Source organism: Nocardiopsis deserti (genome assembly GCF_008638355.1).
Taxonomy (GTDB): Bacteria; Actinomycetota; Actinomycetes; order Streptosporangiales; family Streptosporangiaceae; genus Nocardiopsis; species Nocardiopsis alborubida.
The window spans coordinates 1-24,049 of record NZ_VWVS01000015.1 but is presented as its reverse complement, the minus strand read 5'-3'; the positions used below and the strand labels follow the sequence as shown (position 1 = coordinate 24,049).

At 72.7% G+C, this 24,049-nt stretch carries 17 protein-coding genes, 1 pseudogene and 1 riboswitch; of the genes and pseudogenes, 5 read left to right on the top strand and 13 right to left on the bottom strand.

Annotated elements, in window-relative coordinates; genetic code table 11:
• Positions 1–471: 471 nt before the first annotated feature.
• On the top strand, positions 472–1,563 hold the full coding sequence (locus tag FYW99_RS20125) for a M15 family metallopeptidase (RefSeq protein WP_190394749.1): 1,092 nt from the start codon (positions 472–474) through the stop codon (positions 1,561–1,563).
• A gap of 172 nt (positions 1,564–1,735) precedes the next feature.
• On the opposite strand, the gene FYW99_RS20120 is transcribed toward FYW99_RS20125, so the two are convergent.
• From FYW99_RS20120 to FYW99_RS20090, 7 genes are all read right to left on the bottom strand, one after another.
• A complete protein-coding gene (locus FYW99_RS20120) occupies positions 1,736–2,401 on the bottom strand; it encodes a hypothetical protein (RefSeq protein WP_150253605.1) in 666 nt (221 codons plus the stop codon).
• A gap of 43 nt (positions 2,402–2,444) precedes the next feature.
• Entirely contained in the window at positions 2,445–2,663 is a 219-nt protein-coding gene (locus FYW99_RS32465; protein WP_150253604.1) for a hypothetical protein, read from the bottom strand.
• Positions 2,664–2,807: 144 nt separating this feature from the next.
• Positions 2,808–3,842: a LacI family DNA-binding transcriptional regulator gene (locus FYW99_RS20110; RefSeq protein ID WP_150253603.1), complete on the bottom strand. Its 1,035-nt coding sequence runs from the start codon at positions 3,840–3,842 to the stop codon at positions 2,808–2,810.
• Between the two features lie 251 nt (positions 3,843–4,093).
• Entirely contained in the window at positions 4,094–5,491 is a 1,398-nt protein-coding gene (locus tag FYW99_RS20105; protein WP_150253602.1) for a GH1 family beta-glucosidase, read from the bottom strand.
• 213 nt (positions 5,492–5,704) lie between these two features.
• Positions 5,705–6,568, bottom strand: a complete 864-nt coding sequence (locus FYW99_RS20100) for a MetQ/NlpA family ABC transporter substrate-binding protein (RefSeq protein ID WP_150253601.1) — start codon at positions 6,566–6,568, stop codon at positions 5,705–5,707.
• Positions 6,569–6,641: 73 nt separating this feature from the next.
• Positions 6,642–7,382, bottom strand: a complete 741-nt coding sequence (locus tag FYW99_RS20095) for a methionine ABC transporter permease (RefSeq protein WP_150253600.1) — start codon at positions 7,380–7,382, stop codon at positions 6,642–6,644.
• On the bottom strand, positions 7,379–8,335 hold the full coding sequence (locus tag FYW99_RS20090; RefSeq protein ID WP_150253816.1) for a methionine ABC transporter ATP-binding protein: 957 nt from the start codon (positions 8,333–8,335) through the stop codon (positions 7,379–7,381). The genes FYW99_RS20095 and FYW99_RS20090 overlap by 4 nt, the downstream gene beginning before the upstream one ends.
• 658 nt (positions 8,336–8,993) lie before the next feature.
• Between FYW99_RS20090 and FYW99_RS20085 the strand changes: the two genes are divergently transcribed.
• Together FYW99_RS20085 and FYW99_RS20080 are read left to right on the top strand one after the other, a co-directional pair.
• A complete protein-coding gene (locus tag FYW99_RS20085; protein ID WP_150253599.1) occupies positions 8,994–10,043 on the top strand; it encodes a coiled-coil domain-containing protein in 1,050 nt (349 codons plus the stop codon).
• Between the two features lie 453 nt (positions 10,044–10,496).
• Positions 10,497–11,597: a DUF3558 domain-containing protein gene (locus FYW99_RS20080; RefSeq protein ID WP_150253598.1), complete on the top strand. Its 1,101-nt coding sequence runs from the start codon at positions 10,497–10,499 to the stop codon at positions 11,595–11,597.
• A gap of 75 nt (positions 11,598–11,672) precedes the next feature.
• On the opposite strand, the gene metE is transcribed toward FYW99_RS20080, so the two are convergent.
• Entirely contained in the window at positions 11,673–13,979 is a 2,307-nt protein-coding gene (metE, locus tag FYW99_RS20075) for a 5-methyltetrahydropteroyltriglutamate--homocysteine S-methyltransferase (protein WP_150253597.1), read from the bottom strand.
• Between the two features lie 165 nt (positions 13,980–14,144).
• A riboswitch (cobalamin riboswitch) is annotated at positions 14,145–14,305 on the bottom strand.
• A 268-nt stretch (positions 14,306–14,573) separates the two neighbouring features.
• On the opposite strand from metE, the gene FYW99_RS20070 reads away from it, so the two are divergent.
• Together FYW99_RS20070 and FYW99_RS20065 are read left to right on the top strand one after the other, a co-directional pair.
• On the top strand, positions 14,574–16,154 hold the full coding sequence (locus FYW99_RS20070; protein WP_150253815.1) for a polysaccharide deacetylase family protein: 1,581 nt from the start codon (positions 14,574–14,576) through the stop codon (positions 16,152–16,154).
• Positions 16,155–16,466: 312 nt separating this feature from the next.
• Positions 16,467–18,026: a polysaccharide deacetylase family protein gene (locus FYW99_RS20065; protein WP_150253596.1), complete on the top strand. Its 1,560-nt coding sequence runs from the start codon at positions 16,467–16,469 to the stop codon at positions 18,024–18,026.
• A gap of 121 nt (positions 18,027–18,147) precedes the next feature.
• Here FYW99_RS20065 and FYW99_RS20060 read toward each other — a convergent pair whose 3' ends face one another.
• From FYW99_RS20060 to FYW99_RS31875, 5 genes and pseudogenes are all read right to left on the bottom strand, one after another.
• Complete coding sequence (locus FYW99_RS20060) at positions 18,148–19,317, bottom strand: quinone-dependent dihydroorotate dehydrogenase (protein ID WP_150253595.1); 1,170 nt, start codon at positions 19,315–19,317, stop codon at positions 18,148–18,150.
• Positions 19,314–20,240: a proteasome assembly chaperone family protein gene (locus FYW99_RS20055; protein WP_150253594.1), complete on the bottom strand. Its 927-nt coding sequence runs from the start codon at positions 20,238–20,240 to the stop codon at positions 19,314–19,316. Before FYW99_RS20055 ends, FYW99_RS20060 begins: the two co-directional genes overlap by 4 nt.
• Before the next feature lie 332 nt (positions 20,241–20,572).
• Positions 20,573–22,324: an ABC-ATPase domain-containing protein gene (locus tag FYW99_RS20050; protein WP_150253593.1), complete on the bottom strand. Its 1,752-nt coding sequence runs from the start codon at positions 22,322–22,324 to the stop codon at positions 20,573–20,575.
• A gap of 473 nt (positions 22,325–22,797) precedes the next feature.
• On the bottom strand, positions 22,798–23,589 hold the full coding sequence (locus FYW99_RS20045; RefSeq protein ID WP_150253592.1) for a PhzF family phenazine biosynthesis protein: 792 nt from the start codon (positions 23,587–23,589) through the stop codon (positions 22,798–22,800).
• A gap of 257 nt (positions 23,590–23,846) precedes the next feature.
• Positions 23,847–24,049, bottom strand: a pseudogene (locus tag FYW99_RS31875) (IS630 family transposase); the annotation flags it as partial.

The window sequence follows — 24,049 nt, the reverse complement described above, 5'->3', positions numbered from 1 at the left end:
ATAGCGTACCAATGGGCGCGAAGGACTCGCTTCGGCGGTTTGACGGCGATCGGCGGGATCTTCTTCCCCTGACCGGTACATAATGCCTGTCATTCTCGGCATTATGGCCGATGTGCCAGGTCAGGGATGGCGTCCGAAACCATCCTGGGACTGAGGTAACTTTTTGGACACACCGCCAGCTTCCCCACCAACACCCCACCGACATGACATCGTGACAAGACGGTAGACGCAGGTCCCGGGGAGGAAGCGGAAATGCGTGCCTCGTCATGTCCTGGATCACACACGCTCGGTGACAACGCGAAAGCGAAGGGTTTCGACCGCGGGAAAACCCGCGGACCCTCCGTACGCGCCTTTTCGGTCAGTACCGCGCTTCCGGCCGGCCTCGCGGTACTGCTCTGCCTCTCCACCGCCGCGCCCGGGGCCGCCTCCGACGGCGGCGACTCGACGGGGAGCGCGCTGGGGAACGTGCGGGTGGAACTGGCCGCGCTGCGCGCGGGCATGGAGACGCTGCGCCAGGAGGCGTCGGAGAAGATCGAGCACTACGAGGCCGAGCGCGAACGCCTCACCGAGCTGACCGAGCGCAGCCGCGAGGCGGAGGAGCGCGCGGGGGAGGCCGACGAGCGCGGCGAGACGGCCCGCCTGGCCGCCGCCCGCCAGGCCGCCACCGCCTACAAGGGCGGCGAGCTGGGCATGGTCAACGCCTGGGCAGGGCCCGAGGGGCCCGCCGGGATGCTCGAACGGGGCGCCTACCTGGCCCTGTTCGGTTCGTACCGGGAGGCCGACGTGGACCGCGCCGAGGCCGCGCGGGTGGCCACCGACACCCTCGCCGGGATCGCCGAGACCGCGCGGACGGAGCAGGCCGAGGCGGTCGGGGACGCCAGGAGCGCCCGGGAGGACGCGGTGGAGGCCGTGGCCGACCAGGAGGCGGCGTTGGAGGACCTGCTGGAGGAGCAGACCCGGCTGGAGGCCCGGCTGGCGGAGGTGCGCGACGCCGAGGCCGCGGAGAGGCGGCGCGAGGAGGCGCTGCGCGACGCGCGGGCCGCGAACTCCTCCGTGGGATCGGCGGAGGACGAAAAAGACGACAATGCCGATTGGCACAACGACGAAAAGGGCAGCGGGGAGGGAATTCCCGTCGCGGAGAGCGCCGACCACGGGTGCACCGGGGGCGTCGCGACAGCCCACGCCAACGGACGGATCCCGGAGTCGGTGCTGTGCCCCCTGCCCCAGCCCGGCGAGCGGCTGCGCGCCGACGCGGCCGAGGCCTTCATCGAACTCGACGGCGACTACCGCGAGGCGTTCGGACGGCCGATGTGCGTGGCCGACTCCTACCGGCCCTACCACGAGCAGGTGCGCCTGTTCCAGGAGATGGTGCCCGGTATGGCCGCCCGGCCCGGGACGAGCCAGCACGGCCTGGGTCTGGCCGTGGACCTGTGCGGCGGCGTGAACACCCTCGGTACCGCCGAGCACCGGTGGATGCTGGCCCACGCGCCCGCCCACGGCTGGCACAACCCGCCCTGGGCCCGCGGCGGCTTCGAACCCTGGCACTGGGAGTTCACGCCGTAGGGCCGTGACCGCGAAGGTTCGCCGCGCCCGCCCCCCTCCGCCGTGATCTTGTACTTATAGCGGGGTTCGAGCGCCGACATCGGCTATAAGTACAAGATCATCGCAGGTCAGAACCCTCCTGACACACCAGCAACGTTTCCGTCCAGTCCACCGGGGAGCGCCGCGGCCGCGGTCAGACCTGGGAGCCGACACGGACCTCGAAGGTGCCCAGGACGTCGGCGTCCACGAAAAGCTCGTCGTCGGTCTCCAGCGGCGGGGTCGCCACCGGCAGCAGCGCGCGCACCCGCCCCGAGCCCGACACCAGCCACGCGTGCGCGGGGTCCACCAGGCCGCGGCCCAGCTCCCCCTCCTCCACCGAGGCGCTCACGCCCAGCGGCTCCCCCGGCACCTCGTCGGCGGTGGTCAGCACCGGCCCCAGGGTCAGCTGCACCGGCTGCCCCGCGCCGTCCAGCCACAGGCAGGCGGGCGTGTAGGCGCTCACCGACGCCCCTCCCCCGGCGACGGCGGCCACGCCCACGCGGGCCGAGCGCGCCCGGGGCGGCACGGCGTCGTCCGAGCCCCGCACCAGTTCCGGGGGGACCTGCCAGACCTCGTCGCCCGCCCGGACCGGCACCGGCTCCGCCGGGACCAGCGGGGCGCACATGCGCGCCTCCGGCTCGACGATGATCTCGATCGGTTCGGCGACGGCGCGTTCGTGGGCACCGGCCAGGACGTCACCGCCCGCCTCCAGCAGGTCGGCGAGGCGGACGGGGTCGGGGCTGCCCAGCACGTCGCCCTCGTCCAGGGCTCCGACGCGCTCGCTGCCGCCGCTCGGCGACAGATAGGTCACCCAGCGCATGTGCTTCTCCTTGTCCACCGCGGAAGGGGCGGCGTGCCCCCGTTCAGAGGGCGGCGGTGGGGCTGTGCTCCTTGCCCGTGCCCGCGCACCCGCGGCAGGGCTCGTCGACGCGGAGCCAGACGATCACCCCGCTGCCGTCGCGGTGCGGCCGCTCGGGTCGCCACCAGCCCGTGCCGGAGCAGAACCGGCAGTCGACGCCGTCCCGCTCACACCATCCGCACGAGGAAATCGCACACCGGCTGTGTGTCGGTTCCCGCTCCATGCGCTCCCACCGTCTCCCGCGAAATCGCGACCAGCCTCGCACAGTCACCGCGCCGCGTCCACCTGGGAGGGCGTGAACGGGCGGGTCAGAACGCTGCGGGGCGGTGCGTGCGCGGGTCCCGGCGGCGCCGGGACGCCCCGCGGCTCAGCCGGTCTCGCGGACGACCAGGTGGGTGCCGAGCATGACGGTCTCGGCCTCCGTCGTGCGCGGGATCGCCACGTCCACCAGGAGCCGCGCCATCTCCTGTCCCATCTGCACCGTGGGCTGGTGGATGGTGGTCAGCGGCGGGTCGCTGTGCTGGGCCATGACGGTGTCGTCGTAGCCCACCAGGGCCACGTCCCCGGGCACGCTCAGGCCGCGTGCGCGCAGCACCCGCAGTCCGCCGAGCGCCATCATGTCGGAGGCCGCGAACACCGCGTCGGGCTCCAACCCGGTGTCCAGGAGCCGCTCCATCGCCTCGGCTCCCCCCTCAACGCTGAAGTCGCCCTGCACGACGAGCCTGTCGTCGACCTCCAGCCCGGCGGCGGCCATGACCTCGCGGTAGCCGCGCAGGCGCTCCACACCGGCGTTCATGTCCAGGGGGCCGGTGATGGCGGCCACCCGTCGGCACCCGCGGTCCAGGAGGTGGCGGATGGCCATCCGTGCCCCGCCGATGTTGTCGATGTCGACGCAGTAGGGCGCGGGCTGTTCGGGCGAGTGCGGGCGACCGCCGTGGACGACCGGCACCCCGGCCTCGTCCAGACGGGCCGAGAGCGGGTTGTCGCTGTGCAGGGAGATCAGCAGCGCTCCGTCCACGTGGAAGCCGCTGAGGTAGTCGCCCACGCGCTTGTGCTCGGCCTCGGTCCGGGCCGTGGTGAGCATGAGCTGGAGGTCGCGCTCGTGCAGGACCGAGCTCACGCCGCGGATGATGTCGGCGAAGAAGGGGTCGGAGAACAGCCGGTCCCGGGGCTCGGAGACGACCAGCGCGATCGTGTCGGTGCGCCTGGTGACCAGGGTGCGCGCGGCCTGGTTCGGGCTGTAGCCGAGTTCGGCGATCGCGGCGTGCACGGCCTCCCGGGTGCGGGGGCTCACCTGCGCGGACCCGTTGATCACCCGCGAGACGGTCCCACGTCCGACCCCGGCGCGCTGCGCCACCATCTCCAGGGTCGGACGCTTCCGACCACCACCGATCTTGGCCACTTCGAGGCTCCCTCTGGGATCGTGTCCCGCCGTCCCGGGGACTGCTTCCCCGGGGCGGCGGCGTGTGCGACGGGCATCCACGGTCATACCCGCCCGGAACGACTGTGTGGGGTGCCCCTGGGGACACCCCACGATCCTTCCGCGGTTCGCCGGACCGCCGCCGCGTGCGCGGCGGCGGTCCGGCGCGATGCAGGACGTGCTCGGCGGACACCTACCCCGCCACGCGAGGGGCAGCGTACGCCGGACGTGTCCTAACGCTCGGGGAACTGCCCCGTCTTGGCCAGTTCGGCGTACCAGTGACCGCTGTCCTTGATGGTCCTGCGCTGCGTCTCGTAGTCGACGTGCACGATGCCGAAACGGCGGGAGTATCCCCACGCCCACTCGAAATTATCCAGGAGCGACCAGGCGAAGTAACCGCGCAGGGGAACTCCGGACAGGGCGGCCTCCCTGGCCGCCCTCAGGTGGCCCTCGTAGTAGTCGATCCGGTCGGTGTCGTTGACCTCGCCGCTGTCGGTGACGGTGTCCTCGAAGGCGCACCCGTTCTCGGTGACGTAGAGGTCGATGCCGCCGCTCTCCCCGGCCAGGCGGACGAGCACGTCGTACAGGCCGGTGGGGTCGATCTCCCAGCCCATGTGCGTGACGGGCAGCCCCTGCGAGACGTGCACCTCCTCGGGCTCGGCACCGAGCCAGGCACCGCCCTCACCGCTGACCAGCGCCGGGTCCAGGCCCTTGGCGGAGGCGGCGACGAACTCGGGCGAGTAGTAGTTGACGCCCAGGAAGTCCATGGGGGCGGAGGTGATGTCCAGGTCGCCGTCCTGGATGAAGGAGAAGTCGCTGACGTCGGCGAGATCCTCCCTGACGTCCGCGGGGTAGCGGCCCTTGAGCAGGGGGTCGGTGAAGATGCGGTTGCGCACGCCGTCGGCGCGGCGGGCGGCGCGGGCGTCCGCGGCGCTGGGGCCGTGGGGCCGGATGACCGCCTGGTTGTGGGCGAGGCCGACCCGGGCGGGGTGCCCGGTGGAGCGGATCGCCTCGACCGCCAGGCCGTGGCCCAGCAGCAGGTGGTGGGCGGCGGCCAGGGCCGCGGCCGGGTCCTTGTGGCCCGGCGCGTGGTGGCCGTTCTCGTAGCCGAGGAACGCCGAGCACCAGGGCTCGTTGATGGTCATCCAGTTGCTGACGCGGTCACCGAGGGCCTCGGCGACGACCTGGGCGTAGTCGCGGAAGCGGTAGGCGGTGTCGCGGTGGGGCCAGCCTCCCGCGTCCTCCAGCGGCTGGGGCAGGTCCCAGTGGTAGAGGGTCGCCCAGGGCTGGATCCCGGCCGCCAGGAGGGTGTCCACCAGGCGGTCGTAGAAGTCGATCCCGGCCTGGTTCACGGCGCCGGTGCCCTCGGGGATGATCCGCGGCCAGGCGACGGAGAAGCGGTACGCGCCCAGGTTGAGCTGGCTCATGAGCGCGACGTCGTCGGCGTAGCGGTGGTAGTGGTCGTCGGCGGGGTCGCCGGTGTCTCCGCCCAGGACCTTGCCGGGTGTCTCGGCGAAGGTGTCCCAGATGCTGCGGCCTCGGCCGTCGGCGGTCGTGGCGCCTTCGATCTGGAACGAGGCGGTGGCCGCCCCCCAGAGGAAGCCCTCAGGGAAATCGTTGCGGTTGCTCACTGCTGGTGTACGCACCTTCCATGACGAGGGGACATCGTTTGGGAGCGCTCCCATAAAAGAAACAGAGAAGTACCCTCGATGTCAATCAAGAGCCCTCGCACCGCAATCCAAACGTTACGGGAAAACGGTGGTGGCGACGGCTCCGCACCGTGCCGCGGCGGCCGCGCCGCGGGATCCCGCGGCGCGGCCCGTACGACCCGACCGACGCCACCCTCAGGTGCCCTCACCGCCGACGGGGACCACGACGCCCTGCCAGCGCTCCTCCATGAACGCGCGCACCTCGTCGCTGTGCAGGAGTTCGTCGAGCCGGGCGATCTCCTCGTCGCCGATGTCGTGCGTGGGCACCACCAGCCCGTTGGCGTAGGGGTTGTCCTCGGTCTCCTCCCAGGCCAGCACGTTGGCGCTGGAGACCAGGTCGGCCTCCAGGGCGTAGTTGCCGTTGACGACCGCCGCGTCCAGGTCCTGGAGCGAGCGCGGCAGCTGGGCCGCCTCCACCGGCGTGATCGTGACGTCGAGCGGGTTGTCCTCGATGTCGTCGACCGAGGGCGCCCCGTCGCCCGTGTCGGCCAGGGTGATGACGCCCTCGGTGTCGAGCAGGTCCAGTGCCCGGCCCATGTTGGAGGTGTCGTTGGGCACGCCGATCTGCGCGCCCTCGGGCAGGTCCGCCAGGTCGGACAGCTCCTGGGAGTAGACGCCGAAGGCCTCCAGGTGCACGTCCGTCACGTAGCTCAGGTCCGCGTCCGGGTTGCCCTGGAGGTACTCCTCCAGGAACGGCCGCGTCTGGTAGTAGTTGGCGTGCAGCTCGCCCTCGGCCAGCGCCGCGTTGGGCTGGTTGTAGTCGGTGTACACGGACACGTCCAGGTCCAGGCCCGCGTCGGCCGCCAGGTTCTCGTCGACGAACTCCAGGATCTCGGCGTGCGGCGTCGGGGTGGCGCCGATCCTCAGGACGGTCACGTCCTCCCCGCCGGTCTCCTCCTGGGCCCGCTCGCTGGGACTGCCGCAGGCCGCCAGCAGCACCGCCGCCGTCGCCGCGGCAGCGGTGCCCTGCGCCGCGCGCCTCCTCGCGTCTTCGGTCATCGCCGTCTCCCTCCGTGCCGTCAGGACAACTCGTGGGGGGAGGGGGCTGCTCTTCTGTGTGTACCCGGTCGCGTCAGCGCCGCGCCAGGCGGCGCACCAGGAGGTCGCCCAGGCTCTGCGCGATCTGCACGATGACGATGAGCAGGATGACGGTGGCCCACAGGTAGTGGTCGTTGAAGCGCTGGTAGCCCTCGCGGATGGCCAGGTCGCCCAGGCCGCCGCCGCCGATGGCTCCGGCCATCGCCGAGTAGGAGATGAGGGTGACCACGGTCATCACCAGGCCCGCGATGAGTCCGGGCATGGCCTCGGGCAGCATCACCTTGCCCACGATGGTGACGCGGCGGGTGCCCATGGCGTGCGCGGCCTCGACGACCCCGCGGTCCACCTCGCGCAGGGAGGTCTCCACCAGGCGGGCGAAGAAGGGGATCGCGCCGATGCTCAGGGGCACGATCGCGGCCGTGGGGCCCAGGGTGGTGCCCACCAGGAGGCGGGTCAGGGCGAGCACCGCCACCATCAGGACGATGAACGGCAGCGAGCGGCCGATGTTGACGACGGCGCTGAGCACGGCGCGCACCGCGGGGGCGGGGATGAGCCCGCCCCGGTCGGTGGCCACCAGCAGCACGCCCAGCGGCAGGCCGAACAGGACGCTGACGACGGTGGCCCACCACACCATGTAGACGGTGTCCAGGGTGCCCAGCCACAGGTCGGGCCACATCGCGGGCCAGGCCTGGACGAACGCGACGACGGCGTCCCAGGGGCCGGTTCCCCCGGCAGCGGCGGCGAGGTGGAGGACGTCTGCGGGGTTGGTGCTCACTTGCGGGCCTCCTCGACCAGCAGGCCGTGCTCGGACAGGTAGGCGAGCGCCTGGTCGCGGCGGTCGCCGCGCAGGTCGACGCTCAGGCGGCCCACGGACTGCCCGGCGACCTCCTCCACGCCGCCGCCCAGAATGTTGACGTCCACGTCGAAGCGGCGGGTGAGCTCGGACATGAGCGGCTCGTCGAAGGAGCGCGGGTAGGTGACGTAGACCGTGTCGGGTCCGCCGTGTGCGGGCAGCGGGAAGAGCGAGCGCGCCAGCAGCGAGCCGGGGGTGCCGATGAGGTCGAGCACCCGGCCCGACTCCAGGAACGCGCCGTTCTCCATGATCGCCGCGGAGTCGCAGATCCGCTTGATCACGTCCATCTCGTGGGTGATCAGCAGGATGGTCAGGCCCAGCTCGTCGCGCAGGCGGCGCAGCAGGGCGAGGATGGCGTCGGTGGTGGCCGGGTCGAGCGCGGAGGTGGCCTCGTCGCTGAGCAGCACCTTGGGGTCGGAGGCCAGCGCTCGGGCGATACCCACCCGCTGCTTCTGGCCGCCGGAGAGCTGGGAGGGGTAGGCGCGCGCCTTGTCCCCCAGGCCCACGAGTTCGAGGAGTTCGCCCACGCGCCTCCTGCGGCGGGCGCGGTCGACACCGGAGACCTCCATGGGGAAGGCCACGTTGCCCGCGACGGTGCGCGAGGACAGCAGGGCGAAGTGCTGGTGCACCATGCCGATGCGGCGGCGGGCCACCCGCAGCCGTGCGCCGCGCAGCGCGGTGAGCTCCTCGCCGTCGACCCGGACCGTTCCGGCGTCGGGGCGCTCCAGGAGGTTGACCGAGCGCAGCAGGGTGCTCTTGCCCGCACCGCTCTGGCCCACGACACCGAAGATCTCGCCGGGCTCGACGTGCAGGTCGACCCCGTCCAGGGCGGTCACCCGGTGCTTCTTCAACCTGTAGGCCTTGTGGAGGCCCACTGCGTCAATCACGGTGTTCCCATCGACGTCTGGCGGTGGTGTGGCGCCCGGCGGGGATCCGGCACGGGCCCGTCGCCCGTGTTCGAGCGTACGGAGCGCCCCGCGGGCGCGGGCGACGGCGCGCCGGTGGTCGGGCGGGCGCCGACAGCGGTGGCGCGCACGCGCGGGGCGGCCGGTTCGGGGACGCGCCGCCCTCGGCGGCGGTCTCCCCTACTCCCCGCTGTCCGGGGGCTGAGGACGGCTCCACGGGACCGGGCGGACACGACAGCGTCCGCCGGGCAGCGGCAGACACCGCTCGGCGGTGTCCGACCGCGTGGGCGCGGTGGTCGCTGGGTCGTACGCGGAAGCCTTCACGTTTCCTACTCAATCACGGGGAAAAGGGTCGGTTCACCGGATTTCGCTGTTCGGCCCGGGTTACATCCACCACACCGGGGCTCCCTCGGCACGGTGTATTCGTCCCGTCCCTCCCGAATCCCCGCGCGAGTGCCTACACTCATGACGGTCCCGTTACTCTCGCCCCCGGCCCCCGGGCGTGCGCGAGAGGCCAGGGCCGGAGGCCGCTCCCGCGGCTGTCGGCCCCGCTTGGGAAACGACGAGAAACAGCGCCCGCTCCGCTCCCGTGCCCGGGGGCCGCGCGGGCACGAGGAGCGACCACACCGTGCAGCCCGACGATCTGAGCCGAGTGGACGATTTCGCCGACTTCTGGGCTCCCGACCCTCCCGAACTCAGCTGGCCGGACCGCGCCCGGGCCCTGGCGGGGCTCCTTCCCGCCGCCGTGCGCCCGGGCCGCGCGCGTGTGGCGGCGCTGGCCGTGGCCGTGCTGGGGAGCTTCCTGTTCGCGCCCCAGGGCACGGCCGTGGCGGCGCCGGTGCCCGGTGAGCCGGAGGACATGAGCGCCCTCCAGGACCGCGCGGAGGCCCTGAGCGAGGAGTTCAACGGCGAGCTGCGCGACATGGAGGGCGTCATCCAGGAGGTCGAGCGCGCCGAGGAGCGGGCCCAGAGCACCCGCGAGGACGTGGACGCCGCGCGCGAGCAGGTGCGCGCCCTGGCGGTGGCCACCTACACCAGCAGCGGGATCGGCCTGTCGATGTCGCTGTTCGTCGAGACCGAGCCCGACGAGGTCATCGACCGCGCGGTGGTGATCGACTACCTGTCCACCAGCAACCAGGACAAGATCGACCAGCTCAGCCAGGCCCTGGAGCGCGACGAGACCGCGCAGGAGAACGCCGAGGAGCAGCTGGCCGAGGCCGAGGAGGACCTGGACGAGCTGGAGGGGCGCCGCGAGGAGGTCCAGGAGATGATCGCTGACCACCCCGTGCAGCCGATGGGCGGCCCGCTCAACATCACCCCGCGCACCGAGCAGATGCGTGAGCTGATCATCGAGGAGTTCGGCGAGGGCACCGAGTACGGCGGTGTGGGCTGCTACCGGGCGGTCGGCGGCTGGGTCGTCGGCGAGCACCCCAAGGGCCGCGCCTGCGACTTCATGGTGGACCCCAACGGCAACACCCCCATCCCCGAGCAGGTCGACCGCGGCTACGCGATCGCCGAGTGGGCCAGGGAGAACGCCGACCGCCTGGGCATCATGTACATCATCTACCGGCAGCAGATCTGGGACATCCGCCGGGGCGGCGAGGGCTGGCGCGACATGGCCGACCGCGGCAGCATCACCGAGAACCACTTCGACCACGTGCACATCTCGATGTTCTGATCCGACGGTGCCCGCGACGGACGCCCCATTACCCCGCGCGGGACGCGACCGCGCGGGGAACGGCGTCACGATTGCGTCACGTGCGGGATGAACTCCTGCACAACCGACACAAAACAGTGACGATTCACCCTGCTACCCCCGGTCTGACCTGCCCAGGTGACACCACTCGCGGCTAGGATGCACACGTCCCGGCCCGGGCCGAAGGACGTCTTCGGCCTCATCCGGCCACCGCCCCCGGTGGTCGGTCCCCCGGTCCACCGCAACCTCCGCACGGAGGCGGGGAACGCCCGCCCACTCCCCCGCCCTCGCCCGCGGGACGGCAGTGGCGACAGGTGCGCCTCCCCCCACACGGTCACCGTGTCCCTTCCGGGGTCGCACGGGAAGCCGTGAGAACCCAACGGCGCACACACGCGTCCCAGACAACACGGTCATCACACACGGGCGAGGGGAGCCATGAGCGAAAACGGACCATACAACCAGCCGCCGCAGAACCCATACGGCGGTGGGGACAGCAGTGGGGGCCAGCCGCCCTACGGCCCGCCCCACGGCGCCCCCTACGGTGACCCCGGCACCGGCGGACAGCCGCCCCACGGCGCCCCCTACGGTGACCCCGGCACCGGCGGACAGCCGCCCCACGGCGCCCCCTACGGTGACCCCGGCACCGGCGGACAGCCGCCCTACGGCGGCCCCGCGGGTTTCCCCGGCCCCCAGGAGCAGCAGATGTACGGGGGCGGCCAGCCGCCCTACGGCGGAGGCCCCGGCGGCCCCGGATACCCCCCTCCGCCGCAGCAGCCCCAGGGCGGCAGCAAGGCGGGCCTGTGGGTCGTGATCGGCGGCGGCGCCGTGATCATCGTCCTGGTCATCGCGGTCGTGGTCGTGCTCGTCACCAACGGCAGCGGACAGCAGACCGTGGCGCCCGAGCCCGAGCCCTCCCCGACCGCGGAGGCGACTACCGGCGGCGAGGAGACGACCGAGCCCACCCCCGACGCGGCCCCCGCGGGCGAGCCCCCCTACGCGGTGCCCGCCGAGCCCTGCGACGCCTTCACCGACCAGGTGCTCTCGGACTTCCTGATCCAGGACGAGGGCGACAAGTACGTCCAGGACAACAACTCCTACTGCGAGAGCCTGGAAGGGGCCGCCCCGGAGGGCAACCCGTCCGAGAGCTACGCGATGTTCGAGATCAGCTACCAGGTCCCCTACTCCGCCGCCGACTCCGTCGAGGCCGCCACCACCGACTTCCAGTCCGGGGTGCAGGAGCTCAGGGGCGAGGGTGACTACAACACCTTCTACGACTCCGCGAACGTGGAGGAGGACAAGGAGGTGGACCTCGGCGACGAGGCCCACTACGTCCTCACCAAGTACGACTTCCTGGGCGAGGACATCCCCGAGGCCACGCTGCTGATCCGCACCGCCAACCTCAACGTCCGGGTCCAGTACCAGTTGCACCCGCCCTTCACCGAGGGGGCCTCCGCCGAGGATCTGGTCATGCCCGACAACGTCGAGGAGATCATGCTCAACGCCGGCGCCGAGGCGCTGGCCCTGGTCGGCAGCTGAGACAGCTGACCGGACACGGCCTGAGGGGGCCGCGGCGTTCGCCGCGGCCCCCTCTCGCGTGTCAGCCCCCGGTGGTCAGACGCCCGGCAGGTCGGCGCGCACCCGGCGGGCCGCCTCGACCATGTTGCGCAGGGCCTGCTCGGCCTCGACGTAGCCGCGCGTCTTGAGGCCGCAGTCGGGGTTCACCCACAGGTTCTGGGCGTCGACGTGCGCGACCGCCAGGCGCAGCGCCCCCTCGATCTCCTCCACCGAGGGCACCCGCGGGGAGTGGATGTCGTACACGCCCGGGCCGATCCCGCGCCTGTAGCCCCGACCGCCCAGGTCCCGCACCAGCTCCATGCGCGAGCGGGCCGCCTCCACGCTGGTGACGTCGGTGTCCAGCGCCTCGATGCCGCCGACGATCAGCCCGAACTCCGAGTAGCACATGTGCGTGTGGACGGTCGTGGACGGCGACACCCCCGACGTGGCCAGGCGGAAGGAACCCACCGCCCAGTCCAGGTACCGCTCCCGGTGCTCCGAGCGCAGCGGCAGCAGTTCGCGCAGGGCCGCCTCGTCCACCTGGATGTGGCGGATCCCGGCGCGTTCCAGGTCGGCGACCTCGTCGCGCAGCGCGAGGCCCACCTGGCGGGCGGTCTCACCGAGCGGCTGGTCGGTGCGCACGAACGACCAGGCGAGCATGGTGACAGGCCCGGTCAGCATGCCCTTGACCGGCTTGTCGGTGCGCGACTGTGCGTAGGTGGTCCACTCGACCGTCATCGGCGCGGGGCGCGAGACGTCGCCGAACAGGATCGGCGGGCGCACGCACCGCGAACCGTAGGACTGCACCCACCCGTTCCGGGTGGTGGCGTAGCCCTCCAGCTGCTCGGCGAAGTACTGGACCATGTCGTTGCGCTCGGGCTCGCCGTGCACGAGCACGTCCAGGCCGATCTCCTCCTGGAGCGCGATCACGCGGTCGATCTCCTCGCGCAGGACGTCCTTGTAGGCCTCCTCGGCCAGTTCGCCCCCGCGGTGGGCGGCGCGGGCGCGGCGCAGCTCGGCGGTCTGGGGGAAGGATCCGATGGTGGTCGTGGTGAGCGGGGTGTCGGTGGGCCTCCCCCGCTCCTGCGGGCGCTCGTAGGCGTCCGGGCCCAGGGCGTCGAGCCGGGCGCGTACGCGCGCGTCGGTGAAGGCGGGGGGACGGACGCCGCCCTGTCCGGTGTACTCGGCCTCGGCCCCCTCGGACAGCACGCGGCCGAGCAGGGCCGTCTCCTGGGCCTTCTGCCTGGCGAAGGCCAGGGCCCCGCGCAGCCCGGGTGCCAGGGAGGTCTCGGCGTCCAGGTCCAGGGGTACGTGCAGCAGGGAGCAGGAGGTGCTCACGGTGAGCTCGTCGGCGAGGGCCAGCAGGGTGCCGAGCGTGGCCACGGCGGCCGGAACGTCGGTGCGCCAGACGTTGCGGCCCTCCACCACGCCCGCGACCAGGCGGGTGGCGCCCAGGCCGGAGACCCGCACCAGGTCGTCCACGCCCTCGCCGTCGGTGACCAGGTCCAGGCCGACCGCCTCGACCGCGGAGTCCTTGAGGACGCGCAGGGCGGCGGAGCCGATGGAGCCGAAGTAGGTGGACACCAGCAGGGAGGGGCGGTCAGTGACCGACCCCAGGCGCTGGTAGGCGCGCTCCAGGTGGCCGACGGCGGCGCGGCCCTCGTCGGTGGCCAGGATCGGCTCGTCCAACTGGACCTCGGTGGCGCCCGCGGCCCGCAGGTCGCCGAGCAGCTGGGCGTAGGCGTCCAGGAGCTGGTCGAGCAACTGGACGGGCTCCCAGCCCCCGGGTGCGCCGTCGGCGGGCTTGGCCAGCATCAGGAAGGTGAGCGGGCCGACCAGGACCGGGCGGGTGTGGAAACCCGCCTCGGCGGCCTCGCGGAACTCGGCGACGGGCTTGTCGCCCACCAGGCGGGGGCGGGTGCCGGGCGAGAGTTCGGGGACCAGGTAGTGGTAGTTCGTGTCGAACCACTTGGTCATCTCCAGCGGCGGAGCGCCCTGCTCGCCGCGGGCGAGCGCGAAGTAGCGGCGCAGCTCCTCCTCGCGGTCCGGCGCGGCGGCGGGCGGGGCGAAACGGGAGGGGACCAGGTCGAACAGGACCGCGGTGTCCAGCACGTGGTCGTAGTAGGAGAACGTGTTGGAGGGGATGTCGTCGACACCGGCCTCGCGCAGCTGGGCGTAGACGCCCAGGCGCAGCTCGGCGGCGACCGCGTCCAGTTCACGGGCGGTGGTGCGGCCCCTCCAGTACGACTCGCAGGCGCGCTTGAGCTCGCGGTCGGGGCCGATGCGCGGGTAGCCGTGCACGGTGGAGCGCACGGAGGGGCGGGGCCCGCCCGGGGCCGCGGACGGCGTGGGGGTCGTGGTCATGAGCTTCTCTCCCTCGTCGAAAGCCGGGTACCGGCCGCGAGGGGGAGGAGAGGGGCGGGCACGCCGACGGGCGCGCCTCCGGCGCGCACCGGACCTGCCACCGCCTCCGGCCCTCCCTCGGGGCGCGGGACCACCGGCGCCGCGGGTGCGCCGCCGGGTGGAGGCAGGTCTTCGGACTCGGGGGCGCGGGCGGTGCGGACACCGCTCCTCCTACTGGCCGCCGCTTCCCGGTTTCCGGTCCTCGTGACCGGCACTACCAGTGCTCATGGCGACGTTCGTTCCCCCATACCGCTGCGGGGCAGTCCCGGACTCGCACCGGGTTCCCTCTTGCGACATGGTTCCGCCCCGTCCGGGCCGGGCCCGCGAGGTGGATCATGTACCTTCCACGGCTGCAAGTATAGGGAGGGCCCCCGCCCCTGTACTCGGCGTGCGGCCCCATGCGACCGACCCGAACGGTGAGAACCCCCGTCCCACGGTCGGCGTCACACACGAAGTCAAGCGTTGCGCGGGTGAGCCTCCCCTCTGCTCCCCGCGGACGTTCGTCTGAGCGATGAACGTGGAGATTCCCTCGTGAATAAGCAGTCCCGCCTCGCCATGGCACCGGACCACCCCCTGATCACGGTCGTGGTAGCCCTGGCGGTACTGGCGGGCATGGTGTTGTTGGCCACCCGCTCCTCCGGCGAGTCCGAACCCCCGGAGCAGACGCACGGAGCGCCGGTCTCCGAGAGCGAACCGCCGCCCCCGGCCTCCGGTGATCCCGACGGGCTGACCGAGGTGGACGCGGCCGCCGTGGCGGGCGTGGAGGAGGCCGAGCTGCCCTACGACGGGGATGTCTCCGTCGCGGTGACCTACCCGGTGATCCCCAACGCCGAACCGCTGGCCGACTTCCTGGAGCGTGAACTGACCGACGAGGTACACGCCTTCGAGGCGGCCAACCCCGGCGCGGTCTCCTTCGAGGCGGGGTGGAACCTGACCGCGGCGCGCGACGGCCTGCTCGGGGTCCGCATGACCCGGGTCGAGACCGACTCCGAGGGGTCCCGGGAGGGGTACACCACCTACTGGTACGACACCGCGACCGCGGCGCACCACCCCTCCGCCGCCCTGGTCGGCGGCCAGGAACAGCTGGAGGAGCTCAACGGCCTGGTGCGCGGCGCCGTCGGGAACGGGGACGGCGGGGAGGGGTCGGCCGACCCCGACGTCATCCATCCGATCAGCTCCCTGTACGACTCGGTGGGCTTCAACCCCGACGGGGACCTGGTCGTGGAGTTCGACGCCGGGCAGGTCGCCCCGGCGGAGGAGGGCCGCACGCGCGCGGTGGTGGACGCCGGTGAGGCCGAGGGCCTGCTGTCCGAGCTGGGCCTGCGCGTGCGCGACGCCGCGACCGTGGGCGTCGAGGACTTCTCCATCGCCGCCCCGCCCCAGGCCGACAAGGACGGCCAGGAGGACGGACCCGTGCCCGGACAGGTGTCCGCGGTGGACTCCGGCGTCGACTGCTCCGACCCCGACACCAAGTGCGTGGCGCTGACCTACGACGACGGCCCCGGCGGGCGCACCCCCGAACTGCTGGACGCCCTCGCCGAGTACGACGCGCGGGCCACGTTCTTCGTCACCGGCAACCCCGTCATGGAGCACCCGCACACGGTGCGGCGCGCCTACGCCGAGGGGCACGAGATCGCCAACCACACCCTGAACCACCCCGACCTGGCCGGTCTGGGCGCGGGAGGGGTGCGCTCGGACCTGGACGTCGTGCAGGCACTGGTGTACCGCGAGACGGGCTACAGCATGGACCTCATGCGCCCGCCCTACGGCTCGACCAACGAGAGCGTGGCCTCGGTGACCGCGGACATGGGCCTGGCCCAGATCCTGTGGAGCGTGGACACCCTCGACTGGAAGGACCGCAAAACCTCGTTGGTCCACGACCGGGCGGTGGAGGGAGCCTCGGACGGGGCGATCATCCTCATGCACGACATCCACGGCACGACCATCGACGCCTCCCGCGCGATCATCCGGGATCTGGACGAGCACGGGTACACCATGGTCACGGTGTCCCAGCTGCTCGGGACCACGACCCCCGGCGAGATCTACGTCGACGGGGTCCCCGACGCCCCGGAGGAGAGCGCCGAGCCCTCCGAGGGGGCCGGGGAGCACGGTGAGGAAGACGAGCAGGCTCCCTAGGGAGCCCCGAGAGGCTTCCGAGGGGGCCTGAGGGCGCGGCGTCACGGCGCGGCGAGCGGTCCGGGGGAGGATGTCCCCGGGAGAGGGCTTCGGGGCCGCGACCGGTGGGACCCACGGTGCGCGGAGCCGTGTGAGGGCACCGGGTGACGCGGGAAGGGCGCCCCGCGGGGGTGTTCCCGGTCTCCGGCGCGTTCTCCGTCCTGTGGCGGTGACCACATGTGGTCACCGTCACAGGACGGGGGACGGCGTCCCCTATGTTGCTCCCAGCAGCAGCCGTGTTGGCCACCCGCTGAGGGATGAGGGAGTCCGGTGTTGTCGTCGACTCGAATCCACCCGAACGAGGCCGCCCCGCGCCCCGGGGCCGGGGGGAGCCGGCCGTGGGCGCGCAGGGCCCGGTGGCCCGGGGCGGCGCTGGTCGCGCTGGTCCTGCCCCTGTCCGCGTGCGACACCGAGGGGATCGCCTCGGGGGGTGGGAAGGACCCGGAGCTGATCACGGTGGTGGTGGACGAGCCGGGGGACGGGGTCACCGAGTGGCGCGGGGACGCCTCCGACTTCGAGGACCACCCGTACAAGCCCGAAGGGCTCGCGATCGACGTCGCCTACCCGGTGTTCGCGGGGGCGGACGCCTTCGCCGAGGAACTGGCCGCCCAGGTGGACCAGGAGGTGCGGGACTACCGGGGCGCCAGCCGTGACCCGGTCAGCCTGGACGTCGACTGGGAGGTGGCCGCCGCCGGGAACGGGGTGCTGGGTGTGCGCCTGGTGCGCACCGAGGAGGACTTCCACGGGCTGCGCCAGGGGTACGGGACGTACTGGTACGACGCGTCCACCGGCCACACCGCCTACTCCACGGAGCTGCTGACCGACGACGCGGCGCTCCGGGAGCTCAACGGGATCGTCCGCGCCTCGTTCGCCGACGAGGAGGCCGTGGACGCGCGGGGCCTTCACCCGGTGATGCGCACCTACGACTCGATGGGGTTCAACGCCGACGGGGACCTGGTGGTGGAGTTCGACGACGGGCATCTGTCCCCGGTCGTGGAGGGCCACCCCCCGTCCTCGGAACCGGGGAGGATGGTCGCGGTGGTGCCCGCCGAGAAGGCCGCGCCCCTGCTGTCCGACCTGGGCGAGCGGGCGCGGGAGGCTTCCATGGCGGAGGAGCCCGTGCTGACCGTGGAGGCGCCCGCCGGCGAGCCCCCGGCCGAGCCGCGGGTGCCGGGGGTGGTCTCGGCGGGAGACCCGGACCTGGACTGCGCCGAGGCCAAGTGCATCGCGCTGACCTTCGACGACGGACCGGTCGCGACGACTCCGGAACTGCTGGACCTGCTGGCGGAGGAGGAGGTGGCGGCCACCTTCTTCCTCAACGGCAACCCTGCGCTGACCCGGCCCAGCGTGATCCGGCGCGCCTACGCCGAGGGGCACGAGATCGGCAGCCACAACCATCTGCACGAGCACATGCCCAAGGCCTTCAAGGGGGAGGAACTGGCCCACCAGGTGGCCGCGGTGAGCGCGATGGTGCGCCGCCAGACGGGACACACCGTGGAACTGTTCCGGCCGCCGTTCGGCGACAGCTCGCCGGAGGTCCTGGAGGAGATCGGCCGTCAGGGCATGGCCGAGATCCTGTGGAGCCAGGACAGCGAGGACTGGACCGACATGAGCCGCGACGAGGTCGTGGAGAGCGTGGTGGACGGGGCCCGGCCCGGAGGCGTGGTGCTGCTGCACGACCCCCTTGAGCCGACCCTGGCCGCGGTCCCCGAGATCATCGAGCGGCTACGGGCGGACGGGTACGAGTTCGCGACCGTCAGCCAGGTCTACGACGGCCCGGAGACCGGGAAGAGCTATCCGCCCGAGGGGCTGTCCGCGCCCGCCGGTTCCTGAGGCCCGCGGGCGGGTGAGGCACGCGCGTCGGCGGCCGGTGGGGAGCGTCCCACCGGCCGCCGCGTCCGTGGAGCGGCGTCGTGCCCCGCCCGTCGCGGCGGGCCCGGCTGTGGTGGCGGGCTCAGCCCTGGGCGGTGGCCGCGGCGGGGTCCGCCCCCTGCCCGGCGCCGGCCGCCGGGGCGATCGGCGCGGGGACGTCGGCCCCGACGACCTCGTTGATGGAGCGGTGGCCGGAGGCCCGTACCAGCCGGGCGAGGCCGCGGTTGATGCGGCGAGGCCAGAGGGGACCGCCGTAGATGAGACCGGTGTAACCCTGCACGAGGCTGGCCCCCGCGCGGATGCGGAACCAGGCGTCCAGGGGCGTCTCGATGCCGCCGACGGCGATCAGGGTCACCCGGTCGCCCACGCGGGCGCGCAGGCGGCGCAGCACCTCCAGGGAGCGCCGCTTGAGGGGGGCGCCGGACAGGCCACCCCCACCGGCGGCCTCCACCTGCGCCGCGGGGGTGGTCAGGCCCTCGCGGGAGATGGTGGTGTTGGTGGCGATGATGCCGTCGAGCCCCTCGGCCAGGGCGAGGTCGGCGACGGCGTCGACGTCCTCGTCGGCGAGGTCGGGGGCGATCTTCACCAGGAGGGGCAGGTCCGGGCGACCGGCCTCGGCCAGGGCCTCGCGCACGGCCGCCAGGAGCGGGCGCAGCTGCTCCACGCCCTGGAGGTTGCGCAGCCCGGGGGTGTTGGGCGAGCTGACGTTGACCACCAGGTAGTCGGCGTAGCGGGCCAGGCGCCGGGCGCTGAGGGCGTAGTCGGCGGGGGCCTCCTCCTCGGGGGTCACCTTGGTCTTGCCGATGTTGACGCCGAGCACGGGACGGCGCCCGCCGCGCCGGTGGTGGAGGCGTTCGGCGACCAGGGCCGACCCCTCGTTGTTGAAGCCCATCCGGTTGACGATCGCGCGGTCGGCCACCAGCCGGGACAGGCGCGGCCGGGGGTTGCCCGGCTGGGGCTGGGCGGTGACGGTGCCGACCTCCACGAAGCCGAAGCCGAGCGCGGCCAGCCCGGAGGGGCTCTCCGCGTTCTTGTCGAAACCGGCCGCGAGCCCCAGCGGACCGGGGAACTCCTGCCCGAGGGCGTGCACCGTCAGCTCCGGCTCACGCGGACCGAGCACACCGTTCATGGCGGAGGCCACGGCGGGCAGGGCGGTCACCCCGCGCAGCGCGGCGAAGCTGAGCCTGTGGACCTTCTCCGCGTCCATGTGGCGCAGGACCGAGCGGAAGAGCATCTGGTAGAACACGGTCATCCGTTTCCCTCGCCCTCGCGCTCGGCGAGGAAGCGTTCGAGTTCGGCGCCGAGCTCGTCGGCGGTGGGCAGCTGGGCGTCGTCCTCGGCCAGCGGGAGCGTGGGACGTTCCTGGGGGTCGGTCCGCGAGGACATGATGTCGTCGTACTGGCGCTCCAGGTTGGCCACGACCCGCTGGATCTCCTCGGAGGCCATGACCTGCTCCGCGATGTCGACGTCGGTCGCCGCGGCGACCTCCTCCATCTCCGTGGTGGGCAGGGCCAGGCCGGTGGCCCCGGCCACGTACTCGGCGGCGGCGATGGCCGCGCGCGGGTACTGGGCCTGGGCCAGGTAACTGGGCACGTGGACTGCGTAGCCCACGAAGTCGTGGCCTCCCTCGCCCAGCCGGTACTCCAGCAGCGAGGTGGCGCTGCCGGGCACCTCGACGCGGCCGATCCACGGGGTGTGCCCCTCGACCAGCTCGGGACGGGTGGAGTGCGGGGTGACCGTGACCGGCCGGGTGTGCGGGACCGCCATGGGGATGCCGTGGACGCTGACGGACAGCGTGACGGAGAAGTGGTCGACGAGGCGGCCCACGGCGGCGACGAAGGCCTCCCACTCGCGGTCCGGCTCCGGGCCGTGCAGGACCAGGAAGGGGGCGCCCTCGTCGTCGTACATCCGGTACAGGGCGAGCTTGGGCGCCTCGTAGGCGGTCCAGGTGTTCTCGACGAAGGTCATCGTCGGACGGCGCGAGCGGTAGTCCACGAGGCGGTCGGCGTCGAAGGTCGCGATCTCCTCCGCGGTGAACCGCTCGAACAGCGACGTGATCATCTGGCGCCCGGCGTGTCCGGCGTCCACGAAGCCGTCCAGACAGACCAGCATCGCCAGTCCGGCGACATCCTCGAAGCCTGGGTGGAGTTCGTACAGATCTGCGGAATCGCGCACCGGGTTCTCGTCTCCAAAACTGGTCGGGATCACAGGGTCGCGCTCACGCGGCGGTCGGGCGCCGGGGTACGGCCGGGAGGCCCGATTCGCACCGCCTGGGAGGCTGTGCCCTGCTTCTCCACAATACCGACCGGGGCTGCCTGTGGCTGAGCCGTGCGAGGACGCTCACCCCCCACGTTCCCAGCGACCCCGGCCGGTGGGGGGAGCACACCCCACCGGCTGAGCCGTGCGAGGACGCTCACCCCGCACCCCTGTCAACCCCGACCGGTGGAGGGAGCTTCCTGCAACCGGGGTATGAGAGGACCACCACACCCCGGCCCCGCCCCGGTGGCTCAGTGCAGGTCGGCCACCAGCAGCGAGCGCAACCGGTTGAGGACGGCGGCGACCTCGAACCGGCGCGGCAGGACGTAGTCACCGCCGAAGTCGGCGCCGAGCAGGGTGACGCCCCTTCTGTCCAGGGCCTCCTCCAGGGAGTCGAGCGCCTCGGCGAGGGTTCGGCTGCCGTCCAGGTGGCGTCCGGCGACCAGCTCGCGCAGGGCCAGCCCGGCACCGGTGATCTGTCCGGGGTCGACGAACTGCTCCACCGAGCGCACGTCGACGTCGTGGTCGCCGAACACCAGCACGTCCATGTCGCGGCGCTTGATCCTGCCCCGGCCCCGTGAGGTGCTGTCGTCCACGGAGGCGGGGTCGACCACACGGGGGCGCGGCAGGGCGAAGTCCGCGTCCACGCGCTCGTGGGCGAGTTCGCGCGCCCGCTGGGTGACGTCGTGCGGGTGGTAGGCGTCGAGCATGATGACGTGGTCGGCGACGTCGAAGTAGTCGCCGCTGCCGCCCATGACCAGGACCGTGGACACCCCGTGGTCGCGGTGCAGGGGCCGGACGAGGTCGATGAAGGGGACCAGGGGCTCCCGGTCGCCGTGCACGAGGGCCTGCATGCGCTCGTCGCGGATCATCAGGTTGGTGGCGGTGGAGTCCTCGTCCACCAGCAGGGTGTGCGCCCCCGCCTCGACGGCCTCGCAGATGTTGGCCGCCTGCGAGGTGGACCCGGAGGCGTTCTCGGTACGGAAGTCGCTCGTGTCGGCGCCGGTGGGCAGGTTGCGCACGAAGGGGCTCACGTCCACGCGTTCGACCCTGCGGCCCTCCTCCGCGCGGATCTTGACGGCGTCGTCCCTGGTCACCACCAGTTCGCGCCCGTCGCCGGGAACGTGGTCGTAGACGCCGCGCTCCAGGGCGTGCAGCAGGGTGGACTTGCCGTGGAAGCCGCCGCCGACGATGAGGGTGATGCCCTCGGGGACGCCCATGCCGCTCACCGTGCCCCTGTGCGGCAGGTCGACGCTGATCCGCAGGCCCTCGGGGGAGGCGAAGGGCACGGCGCCGCCGGTCATGGGTTCGTCGCTGACGCCACTGCGCCGGGGCAGCACGGCGCCGTCCGCGACGAAGGCCACCAGGCCCCTCTCCCCCAGTTGGGCACGCAGGGCGACCGTGTCGGCGACGGTGTCGGCGAAGGCCGCGGCCTCCTCGGTGTCGATCTCCTCCCAGTCCAGGTCGTCCACCAGGCCGGGCAGCGTGCGGCACAGCTCCCGCTCGGCGGTGCGGCCGTCGATGCGGCGGCCGTGTCCGGGCAGGTCGATGCCGACGCGCAGGTCGATGCCGCCGTCGGTGAGCTGGCAGGAGGAGCGTTCGATCACCTCCTGGCCGCCGGTGTCGATCTTGAGCAGCGATCCGCGCAGGAGTCGGCGTGCGCGCCGCCCCAGGTAGTCGGCGGTGGCGCGGCGGCGCACCGGGTCGCCCCAGGCGCTCTTGGGAATGCCCGCGTCCGGGATGAGCACGCGCACCCGCGAGGGCGGCGCGAAGGGGTCGGACTGGACCCGCTGCACGGTCAGGGTGAAGTCGCCGAAGTCCCAGTCGCCCTTGAGGGACTTGTAGCGCCCGTAGGAGGCGCCGTCCATGCGCAGGAGTTCCTCGGAGAGCCGGGCCTCGTCGCGGACGCCGCGGATCGGCTCGGGCTCGGGTTTGCGCCCGCCGCCGCGGCCTCCCCCGCCGCCGTACCGGCGCCCCTGGCCGCCCCCGTACCGTCCCGTCATCGCTCTGTCCCCCAGACGTCGTTTCCTCTGCTCCGGCCAGGTTAGGCGTTTGGCGGATCCGCCGCAGAGGGCCTGTGGACAACCGCGTCCGTCCTGTTCGGAGCGAGGACTGGCGCGGACGCCCCGCCCGACAGCGGACGCGGTGGCGCCGGCGGGACGGCTTCGCCGACAGTCCCGGAAACGGTGGCCGTCCGCCGGAGAGGACCGGCCCCGCAGGGGCGGCGGGGCCGGTCTTCCGGGGGGTGCGCCGCGGCCCCCCGATACCAAGGGGGTGTGCCGGAGAGGCCGCGGCGGGCACCTCCCCGGGAGGGGTGGGGAGGTGCCTCGGACCAGTTCTACCGGAACTCGGGGCCCCGTGAGGGGGAAACCCGGATTCCTCCCTCCCCGCGCTCGCGTTCGGCGTCCGCCGGACCCGCCGCGGCCCGCACGGTCGGCCCGGCGCTCCGGGGCGGTGAGCAGGGCCCGGTCGGAACCTAGAGGTACAGCGTGCCGGTGGCCACGGTGACCGCCTCGCCGCCGATCAGCACGCGCCCGTTGCGCTCCTCCACCAGCAGGTCGCCGCCGCGCGCGGAGGCCTGGTGCGCGCTCAGCGCGCTGCGGCCCAGACGGTCGGACCAGAACGGGGTGAGCACGGTGTGCGCCCTGCCGGTGACCGGGTCCTCGGGAACGCCGACGTTGGGGCCGAAGACACGGGAGACGAAGTCGGGGCCCTCGTCGGCCCGGGCGGTGACGATGACCAGGTGGTACGGCATCCGCCCCAGCGCGGCGATGTCGGGCACCAGTCCCCGCACGGCGTCCTCGTCGGCGAGCTCGACCAGCAGGTCCTCTCCCCCGAGGCCCAGCCCGGTCCACAGGGGGCGGGAGCCCAGGGCCTCGGCCAGCCCCTCGGGCTCCTCGACCCGCTTGGGCCACGCGGCGGGGAAGTCCATCCACAGCCGTCCGTCCCGCTCGGTGACGGTGAGGACGCCGCTGTGGGTGGTGAAGCGGTAGGGGCCGGGAACGCCGAGTTCGGACAGGGTGTGCGCGGTGGCCAGGGTGGCGTGCCCGCACAGGTCGACCTCGACGGTGGGGGTGAACCAGCGCAGTTCGTAGTCGGCCCCGGACTCGTGCACGGGCCGGACGAAGGCGGTCTCGGAGAGGTTGAACTCGGCGGCCACACCCTGGGCCCAGTCGTCGGAGTAGGTCTCGTCCAGGACCAGGACGGCGGCGGGGTTCCCGGCCAGGGGCCGGTCGGTGAAGGCGTCGACCACGCGGTACTCAGGCATGGGGCCAGACTAGGAGCCTCCCCCGCTCCGCCCCAAGGTCCATTTCCCGGGGCGGTGGTCCTTTCCCCCGGCCCCGTCTAGGTTCTGTTTTGTGAACCGGTCTCAGCTGGGGGTTGGTTCGGGCGCCCACAGGGTTCTGGAGGTGCCGGAGGCGGGTTCGTGAGGAACGAGCGAACCCGCCGTAGGCGCCGAAGGTTCCTGTTCTCCGGGCGCCCGAACACGGACCGAAGCGAAGCGGAGGTCCAAAAAAACACCACCTAGTGTGCTGATTTATTAGTTCGTTTCGGGATGCGTTGGCAGTACACCGCGATGCTCTGGAGGATCTCCTGGGCCGTTTTGGTCCACACATACGGCCGAGGAGCCTCGTTCCACGCGGCGGCCCAGTCACGGATGTCCTTCTCCAAAGCCTGGACGCTGCGGTGGGTCCCCCGGCGGATCAACTTGGTGGTGATCTCGGCGA